The sequence below is a fragment of the Pseudoclavibacter helvolus genome (genome assembly GCF_014191305.1).
Taxonomy (GTDB): Bacteria; Actinomycetota; Actinomycetes; order Actinomycetales; family Microbacteriaceae; genus Pseudoclavibacter; species Pseudoclavibacter helvolus.
Genome location: NZ_JACHWJ010000001.1, coordinates 575,125 through 600,142, shown reverse-complemented (window position 1 = coordinate 600,142; position 25,018 = coordinate 575,125). Strand labels below are relative to the sequence as shown.

Below are 25,018 nucleotides of genomic sequence, written 5' to 3'. Positions count from 1 at the left end.
GACGACGAGACGGGGCGACCCCGATGGGGCCGCCCCGTCTCAGGATGCGGTGCGCGCGGATTCGACTCGCGGTCAGACTCCAGGAGTGGCGTCGCCCGGAGTGCCCGTCATGTTGAGGCCGCCCTGCTTGGAGAAGGAGCCGACAAGCTGCTGAAGGTCTATACCCGTGAGCGTCTTCAACACCTCGGTGCCCTCGCCGAGCACGGAACCGACCGTCTTCGTGACGGCGCTCGCGCCATCCGTCGAGATGACGGTGAGCTTCTCGATGTTGCTGATCGGGTCGGCCGCCGCACGGACGATCTCTGGCAAGCGCGAGATGATCTCCTGCGCGATAGCCGCTTCGCCGTACTTCTGCAGCGCCTGCGCCTTGGCGTCGGTCGCGGCGGCCTCTGCGAGACCCTCGGCCTGAATCGCGGCAGCACGGGCGTCACCCTCGGCACGGATACCGGCGGCGAGCGCGATCTGGCGGTCACGGTCGGCCTCTCCGGAGTAGCGAACGGCGGCGGCCGCAGCCTCGGCGTCCTGCACGGCCGCGACCTTGTTCGCCTCTGCCGTGCGGGTGCGCTTGTAGACCTCGGCGTCGGTGGCCGCGTTCTCCGTGTCGCGGATAGCGTTTGCCTGCTGGACCTTCGCGTAGGCGTCTGCCTCAGCAGGCTTGCGGATCTCGATGTCGAGTCGCTCCTGCGTCACGAGCGCCTGCTCGATGAGCGCCTCGCGCTCCTGCTGTGCAACGAGACGATCCTGCTCGGCGCGGGCGAACTGTCCAGCGGCCTCAGCCTCGGCGTTTGCGCGGTCGGTCTCGGCCTTGATGGACGCCTGGCGCAGGCGGAGTTCCTTCTCACGCTCTGCGATGCGCTCGGATGCCTCAATCTTGGCGAACTCGGAAACGCGGGCGGCCTCGGCCTCACTGACCTCAGCGACCTGGCGGGCACGGGCCGACTCGGAACGCCCGAGGTTCTGCAGGTAGTCGCTGCCGGGCGTTGAGATGTCAGAGATGTTGAGGAGGTCGACCTGCAGACCCTGCTCGATGAGGTCGGCCTTTGTCTCGGAGACCACACGGTCGGAGAGGCTCTTGCGGTCCGAAATGATCTGCTCGATCGTCATGTCGCCGACGATCGAACGAAGCGAGCCTTCGAGCGACTCGCGGATGATGTCGGTGAGCGCCTCCTGCTGGTCGAGGAAGCGCTGGGCAGCGCGCCGCACCCCCTCCTCAGTGCCGGACACCTTGAAGTTGATGGACGCCTTGATGGCAATCTTGATGCGGTTCTTGTCGACACCCTCAACCTGGATGCCGATCTGGCGCTGCTCGAGCGAGAGCGCGAAGCCCTGCTGCAGAATCGGCCAGACGAACGTGCGGCCGCCGATGACGACGCGTTGCCCGGTCATGTCGCTCTGGGCCTTCTGGCCCGCGCCACGACCGACGATGATGAGCGCCTCATTCGGAGGGACGCGTCGGATGCGTGACGCGATGAAGACGCCGAGCGCGAGCAGCGCGATGATGATCGCGATGACCCCGATCACGGAGACGTTGGCAGCTATCAAGTCCATATGGGCTATTTCCTGTCCTGGAGGTCGTGGATGTTCATGCTGTGGTCTGGTCGCACCCGCCGAGCTGAATCCTCAGCCTGTTGCAGGCGGTCAGTTCGATTCGCGCTCGACTTTGACGCGTGATCCGAGGTGCTGCACGACGCGGATGCGCGCGCCCTGCTCGATCTCTCCGTCGGCGAATGCGAGTCGGCGCTCGATCTCGTGCGACCCGTCGAGGGCTACTTCGCCGCTCGAGTTCGTGATGCGAGACATGGCCGTCCCTGTGTCGCCAGTGACGTCACGGGGAACGCCGTCGCTGCTTCGCGAGAGGTTTCGGACGAGGAGGGCGGCCCCGACGTACGCGATGAGGCCGATGACGATCGCCACGATGTAGGCCCAGAACTGCGGGAGCCCCATGCTGTCCGTGATGGCACCGGATGCGCCGAACACCACGAGCGCAACGGCGAGGCCCGGAACCGAGAGCAGCCCGCCCGCATCCACGTCGAGGATCTCACCGAAGAAGAGAGAGAAGACCAGGAGCCCGAGGCCGATCGCTCCGATGATGATGAAGACGGTCATGTCTGTGAGAGCTCCCTGGTGGCGCTGCGTGCGGCGGAGTCTGCCGCCGCCTGGCCTCTGAGTCTACCGATAGCAACGGCGCCGCCGCTCGGGAACTTCTCCCCTCGCGACGGCGCCGGACTCTGCGGATGAACTCGGTTCAGGCCTCCCCGAAGCCGGAGCTGATGAGCGCGGACAGTTCGCGCACGGCCTCGTCGGCATCGGTCCCGGTCGCAGCGACCTCGATCTCCTGCCCCTTGGATGCTCCGAGGGAGATGATGCGCAGGAGGCTCTTCGCGTCCGCCCCGCCGATCGTGATCTGCGCCTCGAACCGGCCAGCAGCTGACACCAATTGCGCAGCAGGCCTTGCGTGAAGCCCCTGCTCGTTGATGATCTCGACCGTCGTGCTTGCCTCCGGACCGGCCACCTCAGCCGCCTCGGCGACCGTCGGCGCCGACTCGGCAAGCTCATCCTCGCCGCGTTCCCACGCGGACCGGCCTGCGGCGGCGACCTCCTCGAGTGACGCACCACCGGCGGCGGCGACCGCCGCTGCGACGGTCCCCTCGACAAGCGGCGCATCCACAAGGCGCACCTCTCCCGCTTCGTCGTCAAGCATCTCGAGCACCGTCTCTGCGGTCAGCACGGCCGACCCGAGATCCGCAAACACGGCGACTCCCGCACCTGACTGCGCCTTTTCGATGGCAGCCTCGATGAGTTCGAAACTCGTGCCGATGCGACCGTCGTCGGTGCCGCCCGCGGGGACGATCGTCACGTCCTCGGCCATCTGTGCCGCCAGCTCCACGAGTCCCTCAGCGATTCGCGAGGAGTGCGAGACGACAACAATGCCGACCGTCACGAGGCCGCCTCGACGGCGGCGCCAAGCAGGTAGGCCGTCGACTGCGCACCGGGGTCGCGGTGGCCAGCGCTGCGTTCACCCAGGTAGCTCGCCCTCCCCTTCCTGGCCACGAGGGGTTCCGTTGCGGCAGCTCCTTCGACGGCGGCAAACGCGGCGGCACGAAGCACCGCCACCGCATCTTCACCAGCTTCCGCGGCCTTGCCCGCTGCGGCAGCGGCGGGAGCCCACGCGTCGACCATCGTCTTGTCCCCCGGCTGGGCCTTGCCGCGCTGCTGGAGCCCGGCGGAGGCCGCTTCGACGAACGTCGCCACGTCCTCAGGCGCCAGTTCAGGCTTCCCCTTGAGCGCGACGGCTCCCTTGAGGAAGGCAGATCCGTAGAGGGGGCCGGCCGCTCCGCCGACGGTCGAGATGAGGGTTGTCGCCAGCAGCTTCAGTACGTCTGCCGGTGTCGCCTCGGCGTCGAGCGTCGTCAGCTTGCCGAGCGCGGCCTGGAAGCCACGATCCATGTTCTCGCCGTGGTCGCCATCGCCGATGTTGCGATCGAGATGGATGAGTTCGGTGCGGTTCTCCGCCATGGAGGCGGCAGCAAGCTCCACCCACCTGCGGGCCCAGTTTCCGTCGAGCACCATGTTCTACCTTCCCCACCGAAGCGCAGCAGTGTGCACCGGCGCATCCCACAACTGCGTGAGCTCGTCGTCGAGTTTCAGAACGGTGATCGAGCACCCCTGCATCTCGAGGGATGTCGTGAAGTTTCCGACGAGGTGCCTCTTCACAGTGATTCCGTGTTCCTTGAGGACCTCAGCGGCTCGCCGGAAGACGATGTAAAGCTCGATTTCTGGCGTGCCTCCCATTCCATTGACAAGGAGGAGAACACTGTCACCGGATGAGACAGGGAGGTCTTCGAGAATCGGCGCAAGGAGACGGTCCACAATCGCGTCAGCTGGCTCGATCCCGATTCGAGCCCGGCCCGGCTCTCCGTGAATACCGATCCCAATCTCGATCTCATCTTCTGCCAAGTCGAAGCTCGGCTCCCCAGCGTGCGGGACCGTGCAGGCCGACAGCGCAACCCCCATCGATCGTGTGTTGGCGTTGACCCTCTCAGCGAGGCCAGCCACGGTGTCGAGGTCGTCCCCCCGCTCTGCTGAGGCGCCCGCGATCTTCTCCACCAGGACTGTGCCAGCAACGCCTCGGCGTCCGGCCGTGTACAGGGAGTCCTTGACCGCGACGTCGTCGTCGACGAGCACGGTGCGCACCTCGATGTCCTCGGCGAGCGCGAGGTCTGAGGCGGTCTCGAAGTTCAGTACGTCGCCCGTGTAGTTCTTGACGATGTGGAGAACCCCACGACCAGCGTCGACCGCCTTCGTCGCCTCCAGGATGGGGTCGGGCGTCGGCGAGGTGAACACCGGGCCGGGCACAGCAGCGTCCAGCATTCCGAAGCCGACCAGTCCCCCGTGCATCGGCTCATGTCCTGAGCCACCGCCGGAGACGATTCCGACCTTGCCTTCGACCGGCGCGTCATTTCGCACGAGAAAAGCGGGATCCGGAGCTACCCGGAGAATATCCGCGTGGGCCAGGGCCATGCCCTCAAGTGCTTCTTTGACAACGTCCTTCGGATCGTTGATCAGCTTCTTCACGGTCATCCTCTCGACGAGATTTTGGCGACAACATTGCAACCACGCACAGCCTAGTGCCGTGGCCTTGTCACAATTCGGGGAAATACCCACTTAACACGCGCGTGTTAGTGCTCCCTGTGTCTAGGGTGAAGAACCGCTCAATCGCGGCACGGGCTCGCCCGTTTCGAACTTCGCAGAAAGGCAATCCCGTGGATCTTGGATCGATCTTCTTGGCCGAGCTGGTGGGCACCGCAGTGCTCATCCTCCTCGGTTGCGGTGTAGTCGCCAACGTCGTCCTGAAAGGCACCAAGGGCAACGGCGGCGGCTGGCTTCTCATCAACTTCGGCTGGGGCTTCGCCGTCTTCATCGGCGTGCTCTCGGCAGCCGCATCAGGCGGCCACCTCAACCCAGCAGTGACGCTGGGCCTCGCGGCCAACAACCTCGTCAACGGCGAGCCGATCGACGGCGCCGAGATCGGACTCCGCATCCTCGCCCAGCTCATCGGTGCCATCCTCGGTGCCGTCGTGACGTGGCTCGCCTACAAGCTGCACTTCGACGACGAGCCGGACCCCGCATCGAAGCTCGCTGTCTTCGCGACTGGCCCCGCGAAGCGCAGCCTCGGCTGGAACACGGTCACCGAGATCATCGCGACCTTCATCCTCGTCCTCGCAGTCATCGCGTTCTCGAACTTCCCCGGAATCCTGGGAAGCGACCTCGGTTCCACGGCTCCGGACTCCACGAGCCTCGGAAACCTCGCACCGCTCGCCGTCGCGATCGTCGTGGTTGCCATCGGCGCCAGCCTCGGTGGCCCGACCGGCTACGCCATCAACCCTGCGCGCGACCTCGGGCCGCGCCTGGCGCACGCCTTCCTCCCCATCAAGGGCAAGGGCGGCAGCGACTGGGGCTACTCGTGGGTTCCGATCGTCGGTCCGATCATCGGCGGCATCCTCGCGGGCCTCGTCGGCACCGCGATCCTGCCGGGCGTCACCGCCTAGCACTCGCGAGCACATCGTGACGCTTTCAGGGCCGGACTCTTCACAGTTCCGGCCCCGAAACTGTCTGCATGCCACCACCCGCGATGCTCGCGCCAGGCCCGCATCGCAGCACCACCCACTGGCACATCATCATCTCTGACAAGGGAGTCATTCCGTGAGCAAGTACGTCATCGCCATCGACCAGGGCACGACCTCATCGCGAGCCATCGTCTTCGACCACTCCGGGTCGATCGTGTCAACGGGTCAGCTCGAGCACGAGCAGATCTTCCCGCAGGCTGGTTGGGTCGAGCACGACCCGAAGGAGATCTGGAACAACACGCGCGAGGTCATCGGCCAGGCGCTCTCGAAGGCGAACATCACCAGGCACGACATCGCCACCATCGGCATCACCAACCAGCGCGAGACCGCGGTCGTCTGGGACAAGACCACGGGTGAGCCCGTCTACAACGCCATCGTCTGGCAGGACACCCGCACCCAGGCGATCGTTGATCGACTCGCCGCCGACGGCGGCGTCGAACGCTTCAAGGACACCGTCGGGCTTCCGCTCGCCACCTACTTCTCCGGCACGAAGATCGTCTGGATCCTCGAGAACGTCGACGGAGCGCGCGAGCGCGCGGAGGCCGGAGACCTCATCTTCGGTACGACGGACAGCTGGGTCCTGTGGAACCTGACGGGTGGCGTCGACGGCGGCGTGCACGTGACGGACGTCACGAACGCCTCCCGCACGCTCTTCATGGACCTCAAGACGCTCTCCTGGGACCAGTCGATCCTCGACGCGTTCGGCGTCCCAGCCTCGATGCTCCCCGAGATCAAGTCGTCCTCCGAGGTCTACGGGCACGCGAGCTCGCAGTCGCTGCTCCGCGAGGTCCCCATCTCCGGCATCCTCGGCGACCAGCAGGCGGCGACCTTCGGCCAGACCGCGTTCTCGTCCGGCGAGGCGAAGAACACGTACGGCACGGGTTCCTTCCTCATCTACAACACGGGCGAGAAGATCGTGAAGTCCGAGAACGGGCTGCTCACGACGCTCTGCTACAAGCTGGGCGACGCTGCACCGGTCTATGCGCTCGAGGGCTCCATCGCGGTCACCGGCTCGCTCGTACAGTGGCTGCGCGACAACCTGGGGCTCATCGACTCCGCCCCGGAGATCGAGGAGCTCGCGAGCAAGGTCGAGGACAACGGCGGCACCTACATCGTGCCAGCGTTCTCGGGCCTCTTCGCACCGTACTGGCGACCGGATGCACGTGGGGCCATCGTCGGCCTCACACGCTTCGTGAACAAGAACCACATCGCGCGCGCGGCCCTCGAGTCGACCGCGTACCAGACACGCGACGTGCTCGAGGCATCGAACGCCGACTCGGGCGTGCCCCTTGCCGAGCTCAAGGTCGACGGCGGCATGGTCGCCAACGACACCCTCATGCAGTTCCAGGCCGACATCCTGAACACGGATGTCGTGCGTCCGGTCGTCACGGAGACGACAGCCCTCGGCGCCGCCTACGCGGCCGGTCTCGCGGTCGGCTTCTGGAAGGACCTCGACGAGGTTGCTGCCAACTGGCAGGAAGACAAGCGCTGGACTCCGCAGATGCCGGAGGAGGAGCGTGAGCGCCTCTACCGCACCTGGAAGAAGGCCGTCTCGAAGACCCTCGACTGGGTCGACGAGGACGTCAAGTAGCCCGCTCAGCCCAGACATACGGAGACGAGGCCCTCGGCAGAATTCTGCTGAGGGCCTCGCCTTCTCCGTCGCGACCGACTCCCGTCGCCGTCAACCTGGCTGTCAGGCCGCGCGCGTGGCGGCTACCCAGGCGTCGAGGGTCTCGATGGCCCGGCCGCTGTCGATGCTCTCGGCCGCGTCCGCAATCCTCGCCGACAGGCGCTCACGAAGGGGACGCTCTGCGGCCTCCGGGTTCTGCGCGAGGTCGTAGGCAACAAGGCCAGCGGCTGCGTTGAGAAGCACGATGTCACGGACCGCGCCGTGCCGCTTCCCAGTGAGCACGTCCCGAGCGATCGCTGCGTTCTCCTCAGGCAGTCCACCGAGGAGCTCCTGCATGTCGTACGTGCCGAGGCCCACATCGCGCGGGTGCAAGTCGTGTTCCGTGATGGCCCCGTTCGAGACCTCCCAGATATGGCTGTACCCGGTGACGCTCAGCTCATCGAGCCCGTCGTCACCGCGGAAGACGAGCGCCGTCGCACCCCTGGTCCGGAAAACTCCCGTGATGAGCGGAATGGCGGCCTGACGGGCGACCCCGACGGCGGAGGCCTCGGGGCGTGCCGGGTTGGTGAGTGGGCCGAGCAGGTTGAACACCGTCGGCACTCCGAGCTCGCCACGAACCTTCCTCGCGTGACCGAACCCCGGGTGGAACTGCGCCGCGTAGACGAAGGTCAGTCCGACTTCCTCGAAGATGCGCCTCACACGGACCGGGTCCGCTGTGTGCACCGCACCGAGCGCGGACAGCACGTCGCTCGAGCCAGACTTCGCGCTCGATGCGCCTCCTCCGTGCTTGACGACTGGAATTCCGGCGCCGGCGCAGACCATGGAAGCCATCGTTGAGACGTTCACGGTCCCGACCATGTCGCCGCCGGTCCCTACGATGTCGAGAGCCATGGGCGGCACGTCAAGCGGCACGGCGTGCTCGAGAATGGCGTCCCTGAAACCGACGACCTCCTCGACCGTCTCCCCCTTGGCGCGGAGGGCGACGAGGAAGGCTGCGAGTCTCGCCTCGCTCACGTCCCCGCTCATGACCTGGCGCATGGCCCACGTCGCCTGCGCGACGCTGAGGTCTTCACCGCCAAGCAGCTTTTCGAGCAGTCCGGGCCAGGTCTCGGTCGAAGTCATGCAGGAAACGATAGCCGTCCACCACCCAGGCACACCTAATCGATCGCGACCCGCCGAGCGGGCCCGCGTTGTCTCGGGAACCTGGGATATCGGTCATAATGGTCAGGTGACTGCTGCAACTTCCGCTCAGGCCGTGCACACGGTCCATCGCCCCAATACGACTGCCATCGGCGTCATCGTTTGGCTCGGTAGCGAAGTCATGTTCTTCGCAGGGCTCTTCGCGATCTTCTTCACGCTGCGCTCAATGGCGCCGGAGCAGTTCGCCGAAGGCCACAGCGTGCTGAACGTGCCCTTCGCGACCGTCAACACGCTCATCCTCGTGAGCTCGTCGTTCACGTGCCAGTTCGGCACGTTCGCGGCAGAACGCGAGCAGGCGCGCGCCACAGGCAAGAGCCCCAAGAACTGGGGTGCCATCGAGTGGTTCTACCTCACGGTTGTTCTCGGCGGCATCTTCGTCGCTGGACAGGTCTGGGAGTACGCCACCCTCGTGAGCGAGGGCTACGTGCTGAACCTCAACGCGTACACGAGCGCCTTCTACATGACGACTGGCTTCCACGGCCTCCACGTGACCGGCGGACTCGTCACGTTCCTCCTCGTCATCGGCCGCATGTACTCGGCTCGCCGCATGGGCACCCGCGAGGTCAGCAGCGCACTCGGCATCTCCTACTACTGGCACTTCGTCGACGTGGTCTGGGTTGCGCTGTTCTTCGTCATCTACCTGCTGCCCTACTTCTCGTAGCCCGACCCTGGAGAACACACAAATGTTCCGAACGACCGAACCACGGACTGCGAAGACGGCGACCCGCAAGACGGCTCGCCGCCGCACCCCCCTCGCGACCGCGGCCCTCCTCGGAGCCGGCCTTCTCCTCACGGGTGGCGCGTACACAGCGATCGACTCCGCGACAACGGCAGCAGCCGCGGAGGAAGCAGCTCCCGCCTCCGCCGCAGAGATCGAGAACGGCGCGGCCCTCTTCGGCGCCAACTGCGCGACCTGCCACGGCATGAACGCAGCAGGCACGGAAAACGGACCGAGCCTCATCGGAGTCGGCGCAGCAGCCGTCGACTTCCAGGTCGGCACCGGCCGCATGCCAATGCAGGCAAACGCGGCCCAGGCCCCGGCGAAGCCCGTCCAGTTCGACGAGCAGGACATCAACGACCTGGGCGAGTACGTCGCTTCGTTGGCTCCCGGCCCCGCAGTTCCAGACGAGCGCTACCTCCAGGCCGACGGCGACGCCGCCCGCGGTGCAGAGCTCTTCCGCATCAACTGCGCCATGTGCCACAACGTGGCTGGCGCGGGTGGCGCACTGACCGAAGGCAAGTTCGCCCCAGAACTCATGACGGTCGAGCCAGTTCACATCTACGAGGCAATGATCACCGGCCCGCAGAACATGCCGGTGTTCAGCGACGCGAACCTCACCCCGCAGGACAAGGCCGACATCATCACGGCCATCCGCTGGCAGACCGAAGTCACCGGAACGATCGGCGGCATCAGCCTCGGCTCGCTCGGTCCCGTCTCTGAAGGCCTCTTCATCTGGATCTTCGGAATCGGTGCTGGCGTCGCGATGGCGGTCTGGATCGCCACCCGACCGAACTAGTGCCGGGCGAAACTTGGCTCAGGCCTTCACGACTTACTGCAGCTGAACAGACACACCCAGAAAGGGATCACCATGGCTGATGGCGAACACGGCGGAGAGCTTCGCACTGCTCCTTCGTCGGAGCGGGCGCCTCACATCGGGACCGCGATCCTTCCCAAGGACGGCTTCGAGAACCCTGGCATGCCGGCGCACCGCGACCGGATCACCGACGCAGACCCAGCGCAGGCGAAGCGCACCGAGCGCATCCTCGTCGCGTTGTTCGTGTTCTCGGCACTCGCCAGCATCTTCGCGGTCGTCGCCTACTTCGTGTGGCCGATCAGCCGCGAGGACATCTCGACGGTTCGCGCCAACAACATGTTCCTCGGCATTGGCATCGCACTTGCGATGCTCGCCATCGGAATCGGCACAGTCGCCTGGTCGAAGTACCTCATGGCCGACCACGAGATGGCGGAAGCACGCCACCCCGGGAAGGGCTCCCCTGCCACGCGTTCGCGTGCAGTAGAGATCTTCGCGCAGGCCAACGAAGAGTCCGGCTTCAGCCGCCGCAAGCTCCTCCGTAACTCGCTCATCGGCGCACTCGTTGCGATGCCTCTGCCTGGAATCGTGCTCTTCCGAGACCTCTACAACGGCAACAACCCGGACCCAGTCGAATTGCTCTCCCACACCATGTGGGAGGAAGGCACCCGCCTGGTCCGCGACCCTACGGGGACCCCGATCCGCGCCGCCGACGTCACCTACGGCTCCGCGTTCCACGTCATCCCCGACGGCCTCATCGACCTCGAGCACCACATGCTCGAGGAGAAGGCCAAGGCCGTTGTGCTGCTCATGCGTCTGCCAGCGGACCAGCTCAACGAGCGCGAGGACCGTGCAGGCTGGTCGTACGACGGCATCGTCGCCTACTCGAAGGTCTGCACGCACGTCGGCTGCCCGGTTGCTCTCTACGAGCAGCAGACCCACCACCTGCTCTGCCCATGCCACCAGTCGCAGTTCGACGTCAAGAACCACTGCGAGGTCATCTTCGGACCGGCCGGTCGCCCGCTCCCGCAGCTGCCGATCGCCGTCGACAACGAGGGCTACCTGATCGCGCAGAGCGACTTCACTGAACCTGTCGGACCGAGCTTCTGGGAGCGACGCCATGACTACAACGTATAAAGCTCCGGTACGCGAGGGCGGCTTCATCGCAGGCGCCGCCAACTACCTCGACGAGCGCACCACCATCTCCGTTGCGGTCAAGGAGTTCGGTCGCAAGATCTTCCCGGACCACTGGTCCTTCATGCTCGGCGAGATTGCGCTCTACAGCTTCGTCGTCATCCTGCTCTCAGGCACCTTCCTGACGTTCTTCTTCGATCCGTCGATGGCGCACGTCGAGTACGAGGGCTCGTACCTTCCGCTGAAGGGCATGGGCATGTCGGCCGCTATGGCGTCGACACTCGACATCTCCTTCGACATCCGCGGTGGCCTCCTCATGCGCCAGGTGCACCACTGGGCGGCTCTGCTGTTCGTGGCCTCCATCGGCCTGCACATGCTGCGCGTCTTCTTCACGGGAGCGTTCCGCAAGCCACGCGAGCTCAACTGGGTCGTCGGATTCGTGCTCTTCATCCTCGCGATGGCAGAGGGCTTCACCGGCTACTCGCTCCCCGATGACCTGCTGTCCGGCAACGGCCTCCGCATCATCGACGGCATCATGAAGGGCATCCCGCTCGTGGGAACCTGGGTCTCGTTCCTCTTCTTCGGAGGCGAGTTCCCGGGAACCGAGATCGTCGGACGCCTGTACTCGCTGCACATCATGATCCTGCCCGCGATGGTCATCCTCTTCATCGCGTTGCACCTGGCGCTCATGGTCATCAACAAGCACACGCAGTGGCCTGGTCCTGGACGCACCAACGGCAACGTCGTTGGAAACCCGGTCCTCCCGGTCTTCGCCGGCAAGGCAGGCGGATTCTTCTTCCTGATCTTCGGCCTCATCTTCCTCATCGCGTCGTTCTTCTCGATCAACCCGGTCTGGAACTACGGCCCGTACGACCCGTCGCCCGTTTCCGCGGGAACCCAGCCTGACTGGTACATCGGTTTCGCTGACGGCATGCTGCGCCTCATCCCGCCGGGCTGGGAGGTGTACTGGTTCAACCACACGTGGTCGTTCGCGATCCTGACTCCGCTGATTCTCATCGGAATCTTCATCGTGCTCGTCGTGGTGTACCCGTTCATCGAAGCCTGGATCACCGGTGACAAGCGCGAGCACCACCTCCTCGACCGTCCGCGCAACGCGCCGACCCGCACCGCCATCGGCGCTGCAGGCGTCACGTTCTACGCGGTCATGTGGGCGGCGGCCAGCTCGGACCTCATGGCGACGCACTTCCACCTCGCCATGGAGCACGTCATCCACTTCCTGCAGGTGATGCTGTTCCTCGGTCCAGTCATCGCGTACATCGCCACGAAGCGCATCTGCCTCGGTCTGCAGAAGCGCGACCGCTCGCTTGCCCTCCACGGCGTCGAGTCAGGCCGAGTGCTGCGTCTCCCCCACGGCGAGTTCGTCGAGGTCGAGGTGCCCCTCGACAAGTACGACCGCTGGGAGCTCGTCTCCTACAACGAGCAGGCGCCGATCATGCTCCGTCCGAACGCGGACGGCAAGATCACAGCACCGATGCGCCTCCGCGCGGCCATGTCTCGCTGGTTCTTCGAGGATCGCGTCGAGCCGGTCACCAAGACGGAGATCGAGCAGGCACACCACGGCCACCACTAGGCCGTAGCAACTCCTGGCCCTTATCGGGCAGAGCAGGGGCTGCCAGATTCGCGAAAGCGGGTCTGGCAGCCCCTTTCCTGTGTTCTGAGTGAGCATCGTTCGTTGTCCCCGAAACGGAGCAGAACGACTCTCCCGAGAGTCTCCCGTCAGAGAGGACGCAGCGCATCCCGCTCCGGTCCACGGTCTGTTTCTTGTCCACGGCAGTACATCGACGGCCGGGTGGGCTGCGTGGCGCCCCTCGACCAGCCGCGTCTCGCCTCACTTCCGACTAGAGGAAGAGTTCACCGGCCTGGGCTCCCCCGGCGACGAGTTCCCGGACACGAGCCCCCGGCGACGAGTTCCCGGACACGAGCCCCCGGCGACGAGTTCCCGGAGACGAGTTCCCGGAGACAATGTCAGCGGAAGCTCCTCCCCAGACATGGGCTCAGCAGAAGCTCCTCCACCGAGGACGGGTTCAGCGGAAACCCGTCGAGCGAAAGCGGGTCGAGCGAAAGCGGGCCCAGCGGAGCCGTGATGGCGCTCATCGAAATTCCCCAGAGTTGCTCATCGGAATTCCTCAGGTCGCGTGGTCAGGTTAGCGCAGGTTCGTGCCGGTCGTGACGCGGCGGAGTTCGTCTGCGGCGGTGGCGTGGTGGCGGAGCCGGTAAGAGGCTCCATCGAGGGTGATCACGACGGATCGGTGCAAGAGCCGGTCGAGCATGGCTGCGGCGACGGTGGTGTCGCCGAGGATCTCGCCCCAGGCTCCGACCGGCCGGTTCGTGGTGATCACGATGGAGGTCTTCAGGTAGCGCTGGTTGATGACCTGGAACAAGGCTGAGGCGGCCTCGCCGGGTAGTGGCAGGTAGCCAAGCTCGTCGATGATGAGCAGGGTCGGACCGGCGAAGAAACGCATCATCGTCGACCACTTGCCTTCGATCGCGGCGCGGTGGCAGCGGGCGGCGAGGTCGGCGGCGGAGGTGAAGTAGACGCGGTAGCCGGCGGTGACGGCGGCGTGGCCGAGGCCGGTGGCGATGTGGGTCTTCCCGACGCCGGGCGGGCCGATCAGGAGCACGTTGGTGGCGGTGTCGATGAACCGGCAGGTGCCGAGCTCGGCCAGCAGCGACCGGTCGATGCCGGATGCGGCGTCGTGATCGAAGTCGTCCAGGGTCTGCCCGGTGGGGAGGTTCGCGAAACGGAACCGGCCAGCCAAGCGGCGGGCGTCGGTGGCGGTGACCTCGACTCGCAGTAGGTGCTCGAGGGCCTGCGTCAGGGTCCATCCTTCGGCTTGCGCCTGGTCGAGGACGGCGGGGAGGGCGTCCGCGGCGTCGGCGAGTTTCAGGTCGGTGAGGTGGCCGCGCAGCTGTTGATAGACGCTCGCTGCCGTCGTGGTGGCTGTGGTTGTGGTCATCGGAGGGTGTTCCTGTTCTTCGCGGCCTGCTCGTAAGCGGCCAGGCTGATCACGGTCGAAGGCTGCGCTGCAGCGCTGGTGAGGGCTGCGGCAGCGCGCAGCGCGGCCCTGCCGGGTGGGATGCGTTCTTTGCGGCGGTGCGGGCGTCCTGGTGTCGCTGACGCCATCGCGATGGCCTCCAGTGCGGTGACATGGCCGCTGTCGCGGATCGTGACGCCGAGGCCGGGTTCGGCGACCTGGTGGCGGGCGACGACCGTCCCCGATGCGGTGGCGATGTCGATGATGTCCGCGCCGAGCCGCTGCCGGACCTCGACTTTCGCGGCGGCGAGTTCGGGCGGGACGGAGTAGCGATTCCCGCGCCAGTCGATCAGCGCTTGCCGGGTCGCGGTGCGCTCCTCTGTGATGATCACAGGGAACACAACCGCAGGTAGCGGTCTGAGCCGCTCGTTCACGAACAGGGCGGACGCTGTCGTCGTCCCGAGCTCGCCCTCACGCCGCCGGTCGCCCTGCCCTGCGGCGAACGTGTTCAGGCTGGCCTGCGCTTGCTCGAGGGTGAGGTCGTCGGGCAAGGTCCGCCACCAGCGTTGCGCGGCGGTGTGATTGTTCTTCTCGACCACGCCCTTCCTGTTCCCCGACCTCGGCCGGCAGACCACCGCGGTGACGCCGTGGTGCTTCGCGAACGCGGCGAACTGCGGGACCAGGTCGCCGGTGCGGTGGTCCAGGACCGTCCGCATCCGGTCGAACCGCCAGGTCTTCGTGAGCCCGCCCAGCAGGGCGAGCAGGGTCGTCATCGCGGCGAGCAGGTGCGGGGTGTCCATCGACGGGGAGATCACGCCCCGCCAGACACCCGAGTGCGCGAGCGACCCGACCAGGACATACGCGGTCTTGCGTCCGAACCCCCAATGCGCGGGCGGGTCGGGCATCTCGACCCAGTCGAACTGGGTCTCCTCCCCGGGCGGGTGCTCGATGACCGCGTTTGCGCGTTTGGTGACGTGCGCGCACGCGGTGCACGCCGGACGCAGCCCGCGGGCACGAATCTGCCGCGTCAGCGTCGGATACGACCCCTCGTAACCGAGCGGTCGCAGCTCGTCGAGCAGCGCCACCGCCCACAGGTGCGGGTCCTCGGTCAGTCTCGCGGTGGCGTAGTCGACGAACGCGTCGAACGAGTCCGGGATGGTGCGCTCACGCATCCCGGGCTGGCGTTCACCGTTCAGATACGCGCGGATGGTCTTGCGGTCATGGTTAGTGCGGCGGGCGATCTCGCTGATCGTCATCCCCTGCCGTTTCAGAGCGTGGATGTCCACGCTGCTCCTCTCTGAGAGCATGAGAACAGGGCCTTCCTCGGGCTGGTGTGTGGTCAGAGACCACCAGCATCGAGGAAGGCCCGCCTCATGCGGCGGAGCGACCCAGAGTGGGGAATTTCGATGAGCAGAACCGAGGAATTTCAGTGAGCGCCGTCAGCCGCTCCGCGAGTCCGCCTGAGCAGCGAAGCGAGGACTTCGCGAGACACTCTGCAGCGCGCGCCGGAGCTGACTTGTGGTCGCCTCAGGTGCCCCATGGCGACCACAACACCGCCCTCGGCGATCCGGGGGCGGTGTGGATGTCACCGACGCCGACGCCGCTCATCCTGCGCGTCCGAGATCTCAGACTCGTCGAGCGCTCCATCTTGTCGCGACCGAGGGCCACGTCGAGCCAGCTGGGCCTCTGGTTACGACAACAATCACGTGAAGACACCGCGCCGAATCCGCGCAGCGCGCGGGGCACGCGCGGCACGTCACGGACATATGCTCGCCGGCTCGCCGGCTTGCTCGGCTTGCTCGGCTTGCCGTGAGCGCTTCGTGGCCGGCTGCCCGCAGTTCGTGTTGCCGTTGCGGTCCTCTTGGTCCTGGGGGCCTCGCGCCTATGCTCACAACTCCATGAAGGGCCAGGCCACTCTCGACGACGCCGTCCCCGTGCGCACCCAGCACGTCGTCGCTCGGCCTACCGTGGTCGTCGCTCGGCCTACCGTGGACGTGGCGACGTGGCTTCGCCCCGCCGAGGCGTGCGTCGCTCTTTCCGCTCTCTCGACCGCTCCTGCCGCAGTCCACGTCCAGTTCCACCACAGCACAGCAAAAGGCCCGCCCCTCGGAAGAGGGACGGGCCAGAAGCCTTCAAACGGGGCCTAGTGGGCGTAGCGTCCGCGGTAGTACTCGAACACCCAGCCGACGATCGCAATGATGAACAGCGGCGCGGAGAAGTACGCGAACCACCATCCGCCGATCGAGATGCCCAGGAAGATCAGCCCAACCGCGAGGGCCAGGACAAACGGCCACCAGCTCTGCGGCGGGAAGAACCCGAGCTCGGGGTCTGCGTCAGCAATCTCACCGTCGAGGCGGTCCTCCGGGAGGACGTGAATGCGGAACGGCTTGGCCGAGCTGCCCAGGTAGAACGCGACGAACGCCACGAAGATGCCGGACAGCGCCAAGGTGACGATGCCGACCCACTCGTAGTGCCCGAGGGCAGCGTGCGTCCAGAGGGTGTAAACGACGGTCACAACCGCGTAGAAGACGGCGAGGACCCAGAGAAGGCGGGCTGAGGTCTTCACTCTCGTTCTCCGATCTTGTCGTTGACTGGCGTCAGGTCACGATATCCGTGCGGTGCAACCTCAGGGTGGTTGAGGTCGAACGCGGGGCGCTCCGAGCGGATGCGCGGGATGGACGTGAAGTTGTGGCGCGGCGGCGGGCAGCTGGTAGCCCACTCGAGCGAGGAGCCGTAGCCCCACGGGTCATCAACCGTGACCTTGGGCGCGTTGCGCGCCGTGATGAACACGTTGAAGAAGAACGGCAGCAGCGAGATCGCGAGCACAAACGCGCCGATCGTCGACAGCTGGTTCATCCACGTGAAGTTGTCCTCAGGCTGGTACGTCGCGTAACGACGGGGCATGCCCATGACGCCGAGCCAGTGCTGGATGAGGAACGTCATGTGGAAGCCGATGAACAGCAGCCAGAACTGGATCTTGCCGAGACGCTCGTTGAGCATCTTGCCGGTCCACTTCGGCCACCAGAAGTAGAAGCCGGCGAACATGGCGAAGACGATCGTGCCGAAGATCACGTAGTGGAAGTGCGCGACCACGAAGTAGGTGTCCGACACGTGGAAGTCGAGCATCGGCGAAGCCAAGATGACACCGGTCAGACCACCGAACACGAACGTGACGAGGAAGCCGAGCGAGAAGAGCATCGGCGTCTCGAACGTCACCGATCCCCGCCAGAGCGTGCCAAGCCAGTTGAAGATCTTCACACCCGTTGGCACAGCGATCAGCATCGTCATGAGCGCGAAGAACGGCAGCAGAACAGTGCCCGTCACGTACATGTGGTGCGCCCACACGGATGCAGACAGGGCTGCGATGGCGATCGTCGCGTAGACGAGCGTCTTGTAGCCGAAGATCGGCTTCCTGCTGAAGGCAGGGAAGATCTCAGACACTATGCCGAAGAACGGCAGCGCGAGCACGTAGACCTCTGGGTGTCCGAAGAACCAGAACAGGTGCTGGTAGAGGATCGCTCCGCCGGCCTCGACGTCGTAGATGTGCGTCAGGAACACGCGGTCCATGAGGAGACCGAACCAGGCGGCCGCGAGGACCGGGAAGGCGAAGAGGACGAGGATCGACGTGATCAACGCGTTCCACGTGAAGATCGGCATGCGCCACATGGTCATGCCGGGGGCACGCATCGTGATGATCGTCGTGATGAAGTTCACGGCACCGAAGATCGTCGCGAAGCCCGTCGCCGCGAGTCCGGCAACCCACAAGTTGCCACCGACTCCCGGTGAATACGTCGTCGTCGACAAGGGGACGTAGGCCGTCCAGCCGAAGGATGCCGCACCTCCCGGCGTGAGGAAGCCGCCGACCGCGATGAGCGCGCCGAAGGTGAAGAGCCAGAAGGCGAAAGCGTTGAGTCGCGGGAAGGCGACGTCGGCCGTGCCAATCTGCAGGGGTACAAGCACGTTCGCGAAGCCCGAGAACAGCGGAGTGCCGAACATGAGCAGCATGATCGTGCCGTGCATCGTGAAGAGCTGGTTGTACTGCTCTTTCGTGTCGATGATCTCCATGCCCGGCTCGAAGAGCTGAGTACGGATGACCAGCGCCATGACACCGCCGATGCAGAACCAGACGAAGCTGGAGATCAGGTACATGTACCCGATGGTCTTGTGGTCCGTCGAGGTGATCCAGGTCACGAGGACGTTGCCCTTGCGCTCAGCAGAGCGGCTCGGAGCCGTGGTCGCCTCGGAGACCGGGGTGATGCCTGGACGGTTCAGCGTTGACGTCATTTTCGTCGCCCCTATTCCGACTCGTGGTTGAACTCGGGAACTTCGGTGCCCGGAAGGTTCTGGTTGCGGTTGTAGTCGTCACCGTGGGTGCCGACGTTGCCCGCCGCGCGAAGCTCGGCGATGTAGGCGTTGTACTCGGCCTGCGAGACGACCTCGACCTGGAAGAGCATCATCGAGTGGTACTCACCGCAGAGCTCGGCGCACTTGCCCATGTAGGTGCCTTCGCGCTCTGGCACGAACGACATGGTGTTGGTGTGACCGGGGATGTTGTCGATCTTGTAGTGGAAGTCGACGATCCAGAAGGAGTGGATGACGTCACGCGACTTGATGTCGAGCGTTACGTTCGCGCCAACGGGGAGGACGAGCTTGGGCAGTGCCGCCTCGTCGATCTCACCGGTAGCGGCGCCGCGCTCACCATCCTCGGACGGCTCGCGGAGCTCCTGGGCCTGGATGCCCTCGTAGTAGACACCGGAGTCGTACTCGGTGTTGCTCGTGGGCAGGTAGTTGAAGTCCCACGCCCACTGCTTGCCGTAGACCTCGATCTTGACGTCTTGATCTTCTTCGGCGAAGTTCGCGACGACGGATGCCTCTTCGCGCACGGTGAAGGCGAAGAATCCGGCAACCAGGATGATCGGGACCACGGTGAAGAGGATCTCGATGGGCATGTGGTAGCGCAGCTGGGCCGGCAGGCCCTTCTCGCCCTTACGGCGGCGGTACATCACGGACGCCCAGATGATGAGTCCCCAGGTGATCCCGCCCACGACGAGCAGGATGATCCAGGAGTTGACCCAGAAGTTGGTGAAGGCGTCGGAATGGTTGGTGACGCCGGGGTCACCGGGCATGTAGCCCCGTAGTTCTTGCGACGTGCAACCAGCCAGGATCAGAATCAGGGCTGCTGCAATCGGAGCGGCGAACCACTTCACGCGGCGGGTGTCTCGCACGGCAAACCTTTCGAGGTGACGCATACAGGTTGCTGTCAGTCTAGTGGGAATCTCGGCGTCGGATGACTCGCGGCGCGCTGAGACGACGAAACGGCGCGGTCAAAGACCACGCCGTTTCGGGTGTGTCGCGGGATGCCCTCCCGCGTGTCGACTCAGTGGAAGGAGTCGCCACACGCACAGGAACCCTGCGCACTCGGGTTGTCGATCGTGAAGCCCTGCTTCTGGATCGTGTCTTCGAAGTCGATCTTCGCGTTGTCAAGGTAGGGCACGCTCATCGGATCGACGATGACTTCCACGCCGTCGAAGTCGACCGTCGCGTCGCCGTCGAGAATGCGCTCGTCGAAGAACAGCTGGTAGATCAGGCCTGAACAACCGCCTGGCTGGACGGCGATGCGCAGGCGCAGCCCGCCTTCGCTCTCCTGGCCGATGAGGTTCTTGATCTTGTCGAGTGCCGCCTGCGTCAGGGTCACGGAGTGCGTGGCCTCGCTCACGGTGATGCCTTCAAGAACTGCGCTCATAGATTCTCCTCGTGCTGCTGGGCGGGACGACCTGCCCCCGCGCTCTTCACGTCGATAACGGCGTATCCCCCAAGGATATTCCTCCCCGGCGGGAATCGCATCAGGCGGTCTCTGGTGCCGGACGGGCGAAGCGCAGCAGGAAGAGGGCTTCGGCCGAAATGGCACGGCGCAGAACGCCGAGGTCCTGGGACTCGTTCGGGCTGTGCGCCATCGTGGCCGGGTCCTCAACACCCGTCACGAGGATCTCCGCGTCCGGGTAGACCTCGGCCAGGGCGGCGATGAAGGGAATGGACCCGCCGATGCCGGTCTCTGCTGGCTCCTGCCCCCAGCCGTCTCGCATCGCCGACTTCATGAGCCCGACGGCGGGGCCGGCCGTGTCGACGAGGAACGGCTGCCCGAGGTCGGGCTGGGTGATGTCGACATGGGCACCGAACGGGGCGTGCTCCCGTAGGTGGCGCTCGATTGCCGCGTAGGCCCGTGCCGCGTCGTCTCCTGGCGCGATTCGGGCAGAGAGACGAACGGAGACCACGGGCAGGAGCGTGTTCGAAGCCTCGCCCACGCTGGGCGCGTCGATACCCGTGATCGTGATCGCGGGCCTGTTCCACAGACGATCGTGGATGCTCCCGGTACCGATCGTAGATACGCCCTCGAGCAGCTCGGCGTCGCGGCGCACGTCGTCCTCGTCCCCGCCCGCCGGTCCCCCGGCGCGCGAGCCGAGTCCCGCGACGGCCACAGAGCCCTGGTCGTCCCACAGCGTGTCGAGAAGGCGGACGGTGGCGAGCATGGCGTCGGGGACGGCCCCGCCAAGCATCCCGGAATGCGAGGCATGCCCCAGGGTGCGCACGGTGACCTTCATCGTCACGTTTCCCCTGAGCGAGGCCGTGAGCCCAGGGATGGTGGTTGAGGGGTTGTCGCTGTCCGCCACGATGATGGCGTCGGCGCCGAGCGCGGCGCTGTGCTTCTCGAGGAAGGCCGCGAAGCTGCGCGAGCCGTTCTCCTCCTCGCCCTCGATGAAGACCGAGATGCCGATGCCCGGCTTGCCGTCCGTGGCAACGCCGAGAGCTTCGAGGGCAGCGACGTGCGTCATCACGCCGGCCTTGTCGTCACTTGCGCCGCGCCCGTAGAGGCGGCCGTCGCGCAGCGTCGGCTCGAACGGCGGCGTCCGCCAGTCGTCGGCGCTTCCCTGCGGCTGCACGTCGTGGTGCGCGTAGAGCAGGACCGTCGGCTGGCCGGGCTCCGCCGCCTTTGTCGCGATGACGGCCGGCTGGCCTTCGTAGCCGTCGGCAGTCTCGACTCCGTCGATCTCGACAGAATCGAAGAGCGCGACCTCGCGGAGCAGCTCGGCGGTGCGCTCTGCGCTTCGCCTCACGTGCACTCGGTCAAACGCATCCCACGACACGGAGGGGATGCGAACGAGTCCGGACAGTCGGGCGATCGTGCTGGGAAAACGGTCCTCGATCGCGCCGAGGAGGCGGTCTTCCTGGCTATGTGCATCGAGTGGAGCTTCGGGGAGAGTCATAGCGGTTAGGCTAAATCACACCAGAGTTCTTGAGAGGCATCATGTCGAAGCACGAGTCCAAGAGCGCCGAGACAGCATCGCTTCCCGCGAAGAGTCAGGCCAAGAAGCAGAACCCGACCCCCACGCGGCGCGAGCGCGAGGCGCAGAATCTGCGTCCCCTCGTCCCCGAGGACCGCAAGCAGGCCAAACGCGAGATGCAGGCGAAGGTGCGCATCGAGCAGGCCAAGGCACGTGAGGGGCTCGCCAAGGGCGACGATCGCTACCTCCGGCCGACCGAACGCGGCCCGCAGAAGCGCTTCATGCGCAACTACATCGACGCGAGGTATTCCATCGGCGAGCTCCTGCTCCCGATGATGTTCCTCGTTATCTTCGCGACGTTCATCCCGAGCCAGTCCATCGGTATCTGGGCGATGAGCTTCATCTGGGCATTCCTCGCCGTCTGCGTGCTCGAGGCTGTGATGATCGCCAACATCATCAAGCGCCGCATCGCCGCCGTCGTCGGCAAGGACAAGGTCGAGAAGGGCATCATGATCGGCACGATCGCTCGCAGCCTGCAGTTGCGCGTCATGCGCATGCCGAAGTCGCAGGTCAAGCGCGGCGCGAAGATCGAGTTCACGGGCAAGTAGGCCCACCCGCGGCCACCCGGCCACGCAGAAAAATTCGAAGGCCCGAACGGTATTCCGCTCGGGCCTTCGCTTTTCACAATGTAGACCGGCGGGGTTACCCGAAGGTGTCAGCTGCCTGAGAATCAGGAAAACAGCACAAATCGTGACCTTAAGAGACCGCTCGAGTCAGCGCTTGAGGCGAGCGAGTCCTCGGTTGATGCTCGCGGCCCACCCCGGACCCGCGTAGAGGAACTCGGTGTAGCCCTGCACGAGCGTCGCGCCGGCGTCGAGCCTGCGCTTGGCCTCGGCGGCGTCGCCGACGCCACCGACGGAGATGATGCAGAGACGCTCCCCCGCCGTCTCCCTGACGACGCGGAGCACGTCGAGCGAGCGCGCGGTGAGCGGGCGGCCAGAAAGACCTCCAGCTCCGAAGGCCTCGACGATTCGCGGCGACGTCCGCAGCCCCGACCTCGAAATGGTGGTGTTCGCCGCGATGATGCCGGCGAGCCCTTCGTCGATGGCAAGCTGCGTGACCTCGCGGATCTCCTCGTCGGTGAGGTCAGGCGCGATCTTGACCAGGAGGGGCACTCCCGGTGCCGCATCGCGGGCTGCGCGCAGGATGGGCGTCAGCGATTCCAGGGACTGCAGGCTGCGCAGCCCCGGCGTGTTCGGTGAGGAGACGTTGACCACGAGGTAGTCGGCCACACCGCGCACGGCCGCAGCGGCCGCCGCGTAGTCGAGGTGCGCGTCTTCGGCCTCGGTCGTCTTGTTCTTGCCGATATTGACGCCGACGATGACCGACGTGTTGCGGCGTGCGGCGATGTTCGCCGCCGCGAGCTCTGCGCCTCGGTTGTTGAAGCCCATGCGGTTAATCAGCGCGCCGTCGGCGACGAGCCGGAAGAGCCGAGGACCGGGATTGCCTGGCTGCGGTCGGGGCGTCACCGTGCCGACCTCGACGTGGCCGAACCCGAGCGCGGCGAGGCCGTCGATGTCCTCGGCGTCCTTGTCGAAGCCGGCCGCGAGCCCGAATGGCGACGAGAAGCGGAGGCCCATGGCCTCGACGGCGAGCGCCGGCGGCGGTGCCGTGAAGGGCGCCACGATCGCAGCGGGGCCTCGCCGCCCGAGCGCGCGAATCACGCCGGACGCGAGGCCGTGCGCGCGCTCCGGGTCCATCTTGGACAGGACGTGTCTGAAGAGCAGTCGGTAGGCGGCGTTCATCTGGTCTCCCCCTCGAGGTTGGACTCGCCGTCGGCCGACTCCGTGGCGTACTGCGCCCGGATGCCGTCCTCGTGCATCTGGTCGATCGCCGCCCTGAAGTCGTCGAGGCAGGCGAAGCCCTGGTAGACGCTCGCGAACCGCAGGTACGCGACGTCGTCGAGCTCGCGGAGGGGCGGCAGGATGGCGAGGCCGATGTCGTTCGCCTCGATCTGCGAGACGCCGGTCGAGCGGATGCTCTCCTCCACGCGCTGGGCGAGCAGAGCGAGGTCGGTGTCCGTAACTGGCCGCCCCTGGCAGGCCTTGCGAACGCCTGCCATGACCTTGTCCCTCGAGAAGGACTCGACGACGCCGTTGCGCTTGATGACGGTGAGGCTCGCCGTCTCTGTCGTGGAGAAGCGACGCCCGCATTCGGGACACTGCCTCCTGCGACGGATGGCGAAGCCGTCGTCGCTGGTCCGAGAGTCGATGACCCGCGAATCGGGGTGGCGGCAGAACGGGCAGTGCATCAGCTGAACCTCGCCGTCACTGCCTCGCCGTGCGCCGGGAGGTCCTCGGCGACGGCGAGCGCCACCACGTGGCCGCTCACGGCGCGCAGCGCCTCCCTGTCGTAGCGGATGATCTGCTGCGGGCGAAGGTACGTGTGCGCCCCAAGACCAGGCGTGTGAGCGGATTGGCCGCCCGTCGGGAGCACGTGGTTCGACCCAGCGAGGTAGTCGCCGAGGCTCACGGGCGAGTTCGCCCCCATGAAGATGGCGCCGGCGTTGTGGAGGGTCGCGAGGACCGCCTCCGGCTCGCGGGTCTGCACCTCGAGGTGCTCGGGCGCGTAGGAGTTCGAGACGCGCGCCCCGGCCGCGAGGTCGTCGACGAGGATGACGGCGGACTGACGGCCGCCGAGCGAGACCCGCACGCGTTCCGCGTGCTTCGTGGACGCGGCCCTCGCCTCGACCCGCTCGACCACTCGCTCGGCCCAGGCCGCATCCGGCGTGACGAGCAGCGCGGAGGCAAGCTCGTCGTGCTCGGCCTGGCTCACGAGGTCGGCCGCCACGTGGTCGGCGTCGGCGGAGTCGTCGGCGAGCACGAGGATCTCGGTGGGACCGGCCTCAGAGTCGATGCCGACGAACGACTGGACGATGCGCTTGGCGGCGGCGACGTAGACGTTTCCGGGCCCCGTGATGACGTCGACCGGTTCGAGGCCGATGTCGGCGACACCGTGGGCGAGGGCACCAATGGCTCCCGCACCGCCCATGGCGTAGACCTCAGTCACCCCGAGCAGCCCGGCGGCACCCAGGATCGTGGGGTGTACCCGCCCGCCGAAGTCCTTCTGCGGTGGGGAGGCGATCGCAATCGAGGCCACCCCTGCCGCCATCGCCGCGCAGACGTTCATCACGACACTCGAGGGGTAGACGGCCTTGCCGCCGGGAACGTAGAGCCCGACGCGGGAGACGGGGTGCCAGCGGAGCTCAACCACAGCGCCGTCGGCGAGAGTCGTGAGCTGCGGGGCGGGCACCTGCGCAGCAGAACCCGCACGCACTCGCTCGATCATCGCCTCGAGGGCGGCACGGACCTGCAGCTCAAGCCCAGCCGTCGCCTCGTCGATCTCCTCCTGCGGGACGCGCAGATGCGGCGGCTCGACGCCGTCGAGTCGCGCGGCCTGCTCGCGCAGCGCCGACGATCCCTCGTCGCGCACGGCGGAGATGAGCTCGGCCGCCGTGCCGAGCGCGCGCCCGACGTCGAGCTCGGCGCGAGGGAGGATGTTCCGAAGCTCGGATGCGCTGAGCGCAGAACCACGCAGATCGATGAGTTGCATCATGGTG

At 66.2% G+C, this 25,018-nt stretch carries 23 protein-coding genes; 7 read left to right on the top strand and 16 right to left on the bottom strand.

The window, feature by feature from the left end; all coding sequences use genetic code 11:
• Positions 1-72 precede the first annotated feature (72 nt).
• From FHX72_RS02695 to dhaK, 5 genes are all read right to left on the bottom strand, one after another.
• Positions 73-1,548, bottom strand: coding sequence for a flotillin family protein (locus tag FHX72_RS02695; RefSeq protein ID WP_183622891.1), 1,476 nt, complete (start codon positions 1,546-1,548; stop codon positions 73-75).
• A 90-nt stretch (positions 1,549-1,638) separates the two neighbouring features.
• On the bottom strand, positions 1,639-2,106 hold the full coding sequence (locus FHX72_RS02690) for an NfeD family protein (protein ID WP_068476327.1): 468 nt from the start codon (positions 2,104-2,106) through the stop codon (positions 1,639-1,641).
• Positions 2,107-2,245: 139 nt separating this feature from the next.
• A complete protein-coding gene (dhaM, locus tag FHX72_RS02685; RefSeq protein ID WP_068476328.1) occupies positions 2,246-2,941 on the bottom strand; it encodes a dihydroxyacetone kinase phosphoryl donor subunit DhaM in 696 nt (231 codons plus the stop codon).
• Positions 2,938-3,570 carry a dihydroxyacetone kinase subunit DhaL gene (dhaL, locus tag FHX72_RS02680; protein WP_068476330.1) on the bottom strand — a complete coding sequence of 211 codons (633 nt, stop codon included), beginning with the start codon at positions 3,568-3,570 and terminating at the stop codon, positions 2,938-2,940. Before dhaL ends, dhaM begins: the two co-directional genes overlap by 4 nt.
• Before the next feature lie 3 nt (positions 3,571-3,573).
• A complete protein-coding gene (gene dhaK, locus FHX72_RS02675; RefSeq protein WP_183622889.1) occupies positions 3,574-4,575 on the bottom strand; it encodes a dihydroxyacetone kinase subunit DhaK in 1,002 nt (333 codons plus the stop codon).
• A gap of 188 nt (positions 4,576-4,763) precedes the next feature.
• On the opposite strand from dhaK, the gene FHX72_RS02670 reads away from it, so the two are divergent.
• Both FHX72_RS02670 and glpK read left to right on the top strand, forming a co-directional pair.
• Positions 4,764-5,549: an aquaporin gene (locus FHX72_RS02670; RefSeq protein WP_183622887.1), complete on the top strand. Its 786-nt coding sequence runs from the start codon at positions 4,764-4,766 to the stop codon at positions 5,547-5,549.
• A gap of 154 nt (positions 5,550-5,703) precedes the next feature.
• Positions 5,704-7,218: a glycerol kinase GlpK gene (gene glpK, locus FHX72_RS02665; RefSeq protein WP_068476334.1), complete on the top strand. Its 1,515-nt coding sequence runs from the start codon at positions 5,704-5,706 to the stop codon at positions 7,216-7,218.
• 102 nt (positions 7,219-7,320) lie between these two features.
• Here the strand turns inward: glpK and trpD are convergent, their stop codons facing one another.
• Positions 7,321-8,379: an anthranilate phosphoribosyltransferase gene (gene trpD, locus FHX72_RS02660; protein WP_068476336.1), complete on the bottom strand. Its 1,059-nt coding sequence runs from the start codon at positions 8,377-8,379 to the stop codon at positions 7,321-7,323.
• A 106-nt stretch (positions 8,380-8,485) separates the two neighbouring features.
• Between trpD and ctaE the strand changes: the two genes are divergently transcribed.
• The 4 genes from ctaE (at position 8,486) to qcrB (ending at position 12,714) form a co-directional block, all read left to right on the top strand.
• On the top strand, positions 8,486-9,118 hold the full coding sequence (ctaE, locus tag FHX72_RS02655) for an aa3-type cytochrome oxidase subunit III (protein WP_235812562.1): 633 nt from the start codon (positions 8,486-8,488) through the stop codon (positions 9,116-9,118).
• A gap of 22 nt (positions 9,119-9,140) precedes the next feature.
• Positions 9,141-9,974, top strand: a complete 834-nt coding sequence (gene qcrC / locus FHX72_RS02650; RefSeq protein WP_183622885.1) for a cytochrome bc1 complex diheme cytochrome c subunit — start codon at positions 9,141-9,143, stop codon at positions 9,972-9,974.
• A gap of 72 nt (positions 9,975-10,046) precedes the next feature.
• Complete coding sequence (gene qcrA / locus FHX72_RS02645; protein WP_183622883.1) at positions 10,047-11,126, top strand: cytochrome bc1 complex Rieske iron-sulfur subunit; 1,080 nt, start codon at positions 10,047-10,049, stop codon at positions 11,124-11,126.
• Complete coding sequence (qcrB, locus tag FHX72_RS02640) at positions 11,110-12,714, top strand: cytochrome bc1 complex cytochrome b subunit (RefSeq protein WP_183622881.1); 1,605 nt, start codon at positions 11,110-11,112, stop codon at positions 12,712-12,714. The genes qcrA and qcrB overlap by 17 nt, the downstream gene beginning before the upstream one ends.
• Before the next feature lie 574 nt (positions 12,715-13,288).
• On the opposite strand, the gene istB is transcribed toward qcrB, so the two are convergent.
• The 7 genes from istB to FHX72_RS02605 form a co-directional block, all read right to left on the bottom strand.
• A complete protein-coding gene (gene istB / locus FHX72_RS02635) occupies positions 13,289-14,101 on the bottom strand; it encodes an IS21-like element helper ATPase IstB (protein WP_068476904.1) in 813 nt (270 codons plus the stop codon).
• Positions 14,098-15,405 carry an IS21 family transposase gene (gene istA, locus FHX72_RS02630; protein ID WP_478219663.1) on the bottom strand — a complete coding sequence of 436 codons (1,308 nt, stop codon included), beginning with the start codon at positions 15,403-15,405 and terminating at the stop codon, positions 14,098-14,100. The genes istB and istA overlap by 4 nt, the downstream gene beginning before the upstream one ends.
• Before the next feature lie 857 nt (positions 15,406-16,262).
• Entirely contained in the window at positions 16,263-16,685 is a 423-nt protein-coding gene (locus FHX72_RS02625) for a cytochrome c oxidase subunit 4 (protein WP_068476343.1), read from the bottom strand.
• On the bottom strand, positions 16,682-18,403 hold the full coding sequence (gene ctaD / locus FHX72_RS02620; protein ID WP_068476345.1) for an aa3-type cytochrome oxidase subunit I: 1,722 nt from the start codon (positions 18,401-18,403) through the stop codon (positions 16,682-16,684). The genes FHX72_RS02625 and ctaD overlap by 4 nt, the downstream gene beginning before the upstream one ends.
• An 11-nt stretch (positions 18,404-18,414) precedes the next feature.
• Positions 18,415-19,368, bottom strand: a complete 954-nt coding sequence (gene ctaC, locus FHX72_RS02615; RefSeq protein WP_183622877.1) for an aa3-type cytochrome oxidase subunit II — start codon at positions 19,366-19,368, stop codon at positions 18,415-18,417.
• Between the two features lie 128 nt (positions 19,369-19,496).
• Entirely contained in the window at positions 19,497-19,862 is a 366-nt protein-coding gene (locus FHX72_RS02610; RefSeq protein ID WP_068476349.1) for a HesB/IscA family protein, read from the bottom strand.
• Between the two features lie 100 nt (positions 19,863-19,962).
• Positions 19,963-21,381 (bottom strand): dipeptidase, encoded by a 1,419-nt coding sequence (locus FHX72_RS02605; protein WP_068476351.1) that lies wholly within the window; start codon positions 21,379-21,381, stop codon positions 19,963-19,965.
• A gap of 41 nt (positions 21,382-21,422) precedes the next feature.
• Between FHX72_RS02605 and FHX72_RS02600 the strand changes: the two genes are divergently transcribed.
• Complete coding sequence (locus FHX72_RS02600) at positions 21,423-22,007, top strand: DUF3043 domain-containing protein (protein ID WP_183622875.1); 585 nt, start codon at positions 21,423-21,425, stop codon at positions 22,005-22,007.
• A 165-nt stretch (positions 22,008-22,172) separates the two neighbouring features.
• On the opposite strand, the gene FHX72_RS02595 is transcribed toward FHX72_RS02600, so the two are convergent.
• Genes FHX72_RS02595 through hisD form a run of 3 tightly spaced genes read right to left on the bottom strand, consistent with a single transcriptional unit; the run spans position 22,173 to position 25,014 of the window.
• Positions 22,173-23,204 (bottom strand): quinone-dependent dihydroorotate dehydrogenase, encoded by a 1,032-nt coding sequence (locus tag FHX72_RS02595; protein ID WP_183622873.1) that lies wholly within the window; start codon positions 23,202-23,204, stop codon positions 22,173-22,175.
• Entirely contained in the window at positions 23,201-23,710 is a 510-nt protein-coding gene (nrdR, locus tag FHX72_RS02590; RefSeq protein ID WP_068476357.1) for a transcriptional regulator NrdR, read from the bottom strand. Before nrdR ends, FHX72_RS02595 begins: the two co-directional genes overlap by 4 nt.
• Entirely contained in the window at positions 23,710-25,014 is a 1,305-nt protein-coding gene (gene hisD, locus FHX72_RS02585; protein WP_183622871.1) for a histidinol dehydrogenase, read from the bottom strand. The genes nrdR and hisD overlap by 1 nt, the downstream gene beginning before the upstream one ends.
• Positions 25,015-25,018: the final 4 nt, after the last annotated feature.

What these genes read in the sequence shown, in the direction of transcription:
- FHX72_RS02690 (WP_068476327.1), bottom strand. Translation starts at nt 2,106, where the DNA reads ATGACCGTCTTCATCATCATCGGAGCGATCGGCCTCGGGCTCCTGGTC.
- FHX72_RS02605 (WP_068476351.1), bottom strand. Translation starts at nt 21,381, where the DNA reads ATGACTCTCCCCGAAGCTCCACTCGATGCACATAGCCAGGAAGACCGC.
- ctaC (WP_183622877.1), bottom strand. Translation starts at nt 19,368, where the DNA reads ATGCGTCACCTCGAAAGGTTTGCCGTGCGAGACACCCGCCGCGTGAAG.
- qcrC (WP_183622885.1), top strand. Translation starts at nt 9,141, where the DNA reads ATGTTCCGAACGACCGAACCACGGACTGCGAAGACGGCGACCCGCAAG.
- FHX72_RS02610 (WP_068476349.1), bottom strand. Translation starts at nt 19,862, where the DNA reads ATGAGCGCAGTTCTTGAAGGCATCACCGTGAGCGAGGCCACGCACTCC.
- FHX72_RS02600 (WP_183622875.1), top strand. Translation starts at nt 21,423, where the DNA reads ATGTCGAAGCACGAGTCCAAGAGCGCCGAGACAGCATCGCTTCCCGCG.
- qcrA (WP_183622883.1), top strand. Translation starts at nt 10,047, where the DNA reads ATGGCTGATGGCGAACACGGCGGAGAGCTTCGCACTGCTCCTTCGTCG.
- hisD (WP_183622871.1), bottom strand. Translation starts at nt 25,014, where the DNA reads ATGATGCAACTCATCGATCTGCGTGGTTCTGCGCTCAGCGCATCCGAG.
- istB (WP_068476904.1), bottom strand. Translation starts at nt 14,101, where the DNA reads ATGACCACAACCACAGCCACCACGACGGCAGCGAGCGTCTATCAACAG.
- FHX72_RS02695 (WP_183622891.1), bottom strand. Translation starts at nt 1,548, where the DNA reads ATGGACTTGATAGCTGCCAACGTCTCCGTGATCGGGGTCATCGCGATC.
- ctaD (WP_068476345.1), bottom strand. Translation starts at nt 18,403, where the DNA reads ATGACGTCAACGCTGAACCGTCCAGGCATCACCCCGGTCTCCGAGGCG.
- qcrB (WP_183622881.1), top strand. Translation starts at nt 11,110, where the DNA reads ATGACTACAACGTATAAAGCTCCGGTACGCGAGGGCGGCTTCATCGCA.
- trpD (WP_068476336.1), bottom strand. Translation starts at nt 8,379, where the DNA reads ATGACTTCGACCGAGACCTGGCCCGGACTGCTCGAAAAGCTGCTTGGC.
- dhaL (WP_068476330.1), bottom strand. Translation starts at nt 3,570, where the DNA reads ATGGTGCTCGACGGAAACTGGGCCCGCAGGTGGGTGGAGCTTGCTGCC.
- FHX72_RS02595 (WP_183622873.1), bottom strand. Translation starts at nt 23,204, where the DNA reads ATGAACGCCGCCTACCGACTGCTCTTCAGACACGTCCTGTCCAAGATG.
- nrdR (WP_068476357.1), bottom strand. Translation starts at nt 23,710, where the DNA reads ATGCACTGCCCGTTCTGCCGCCACCCCGATTCGCGGGTCATCGACTCT.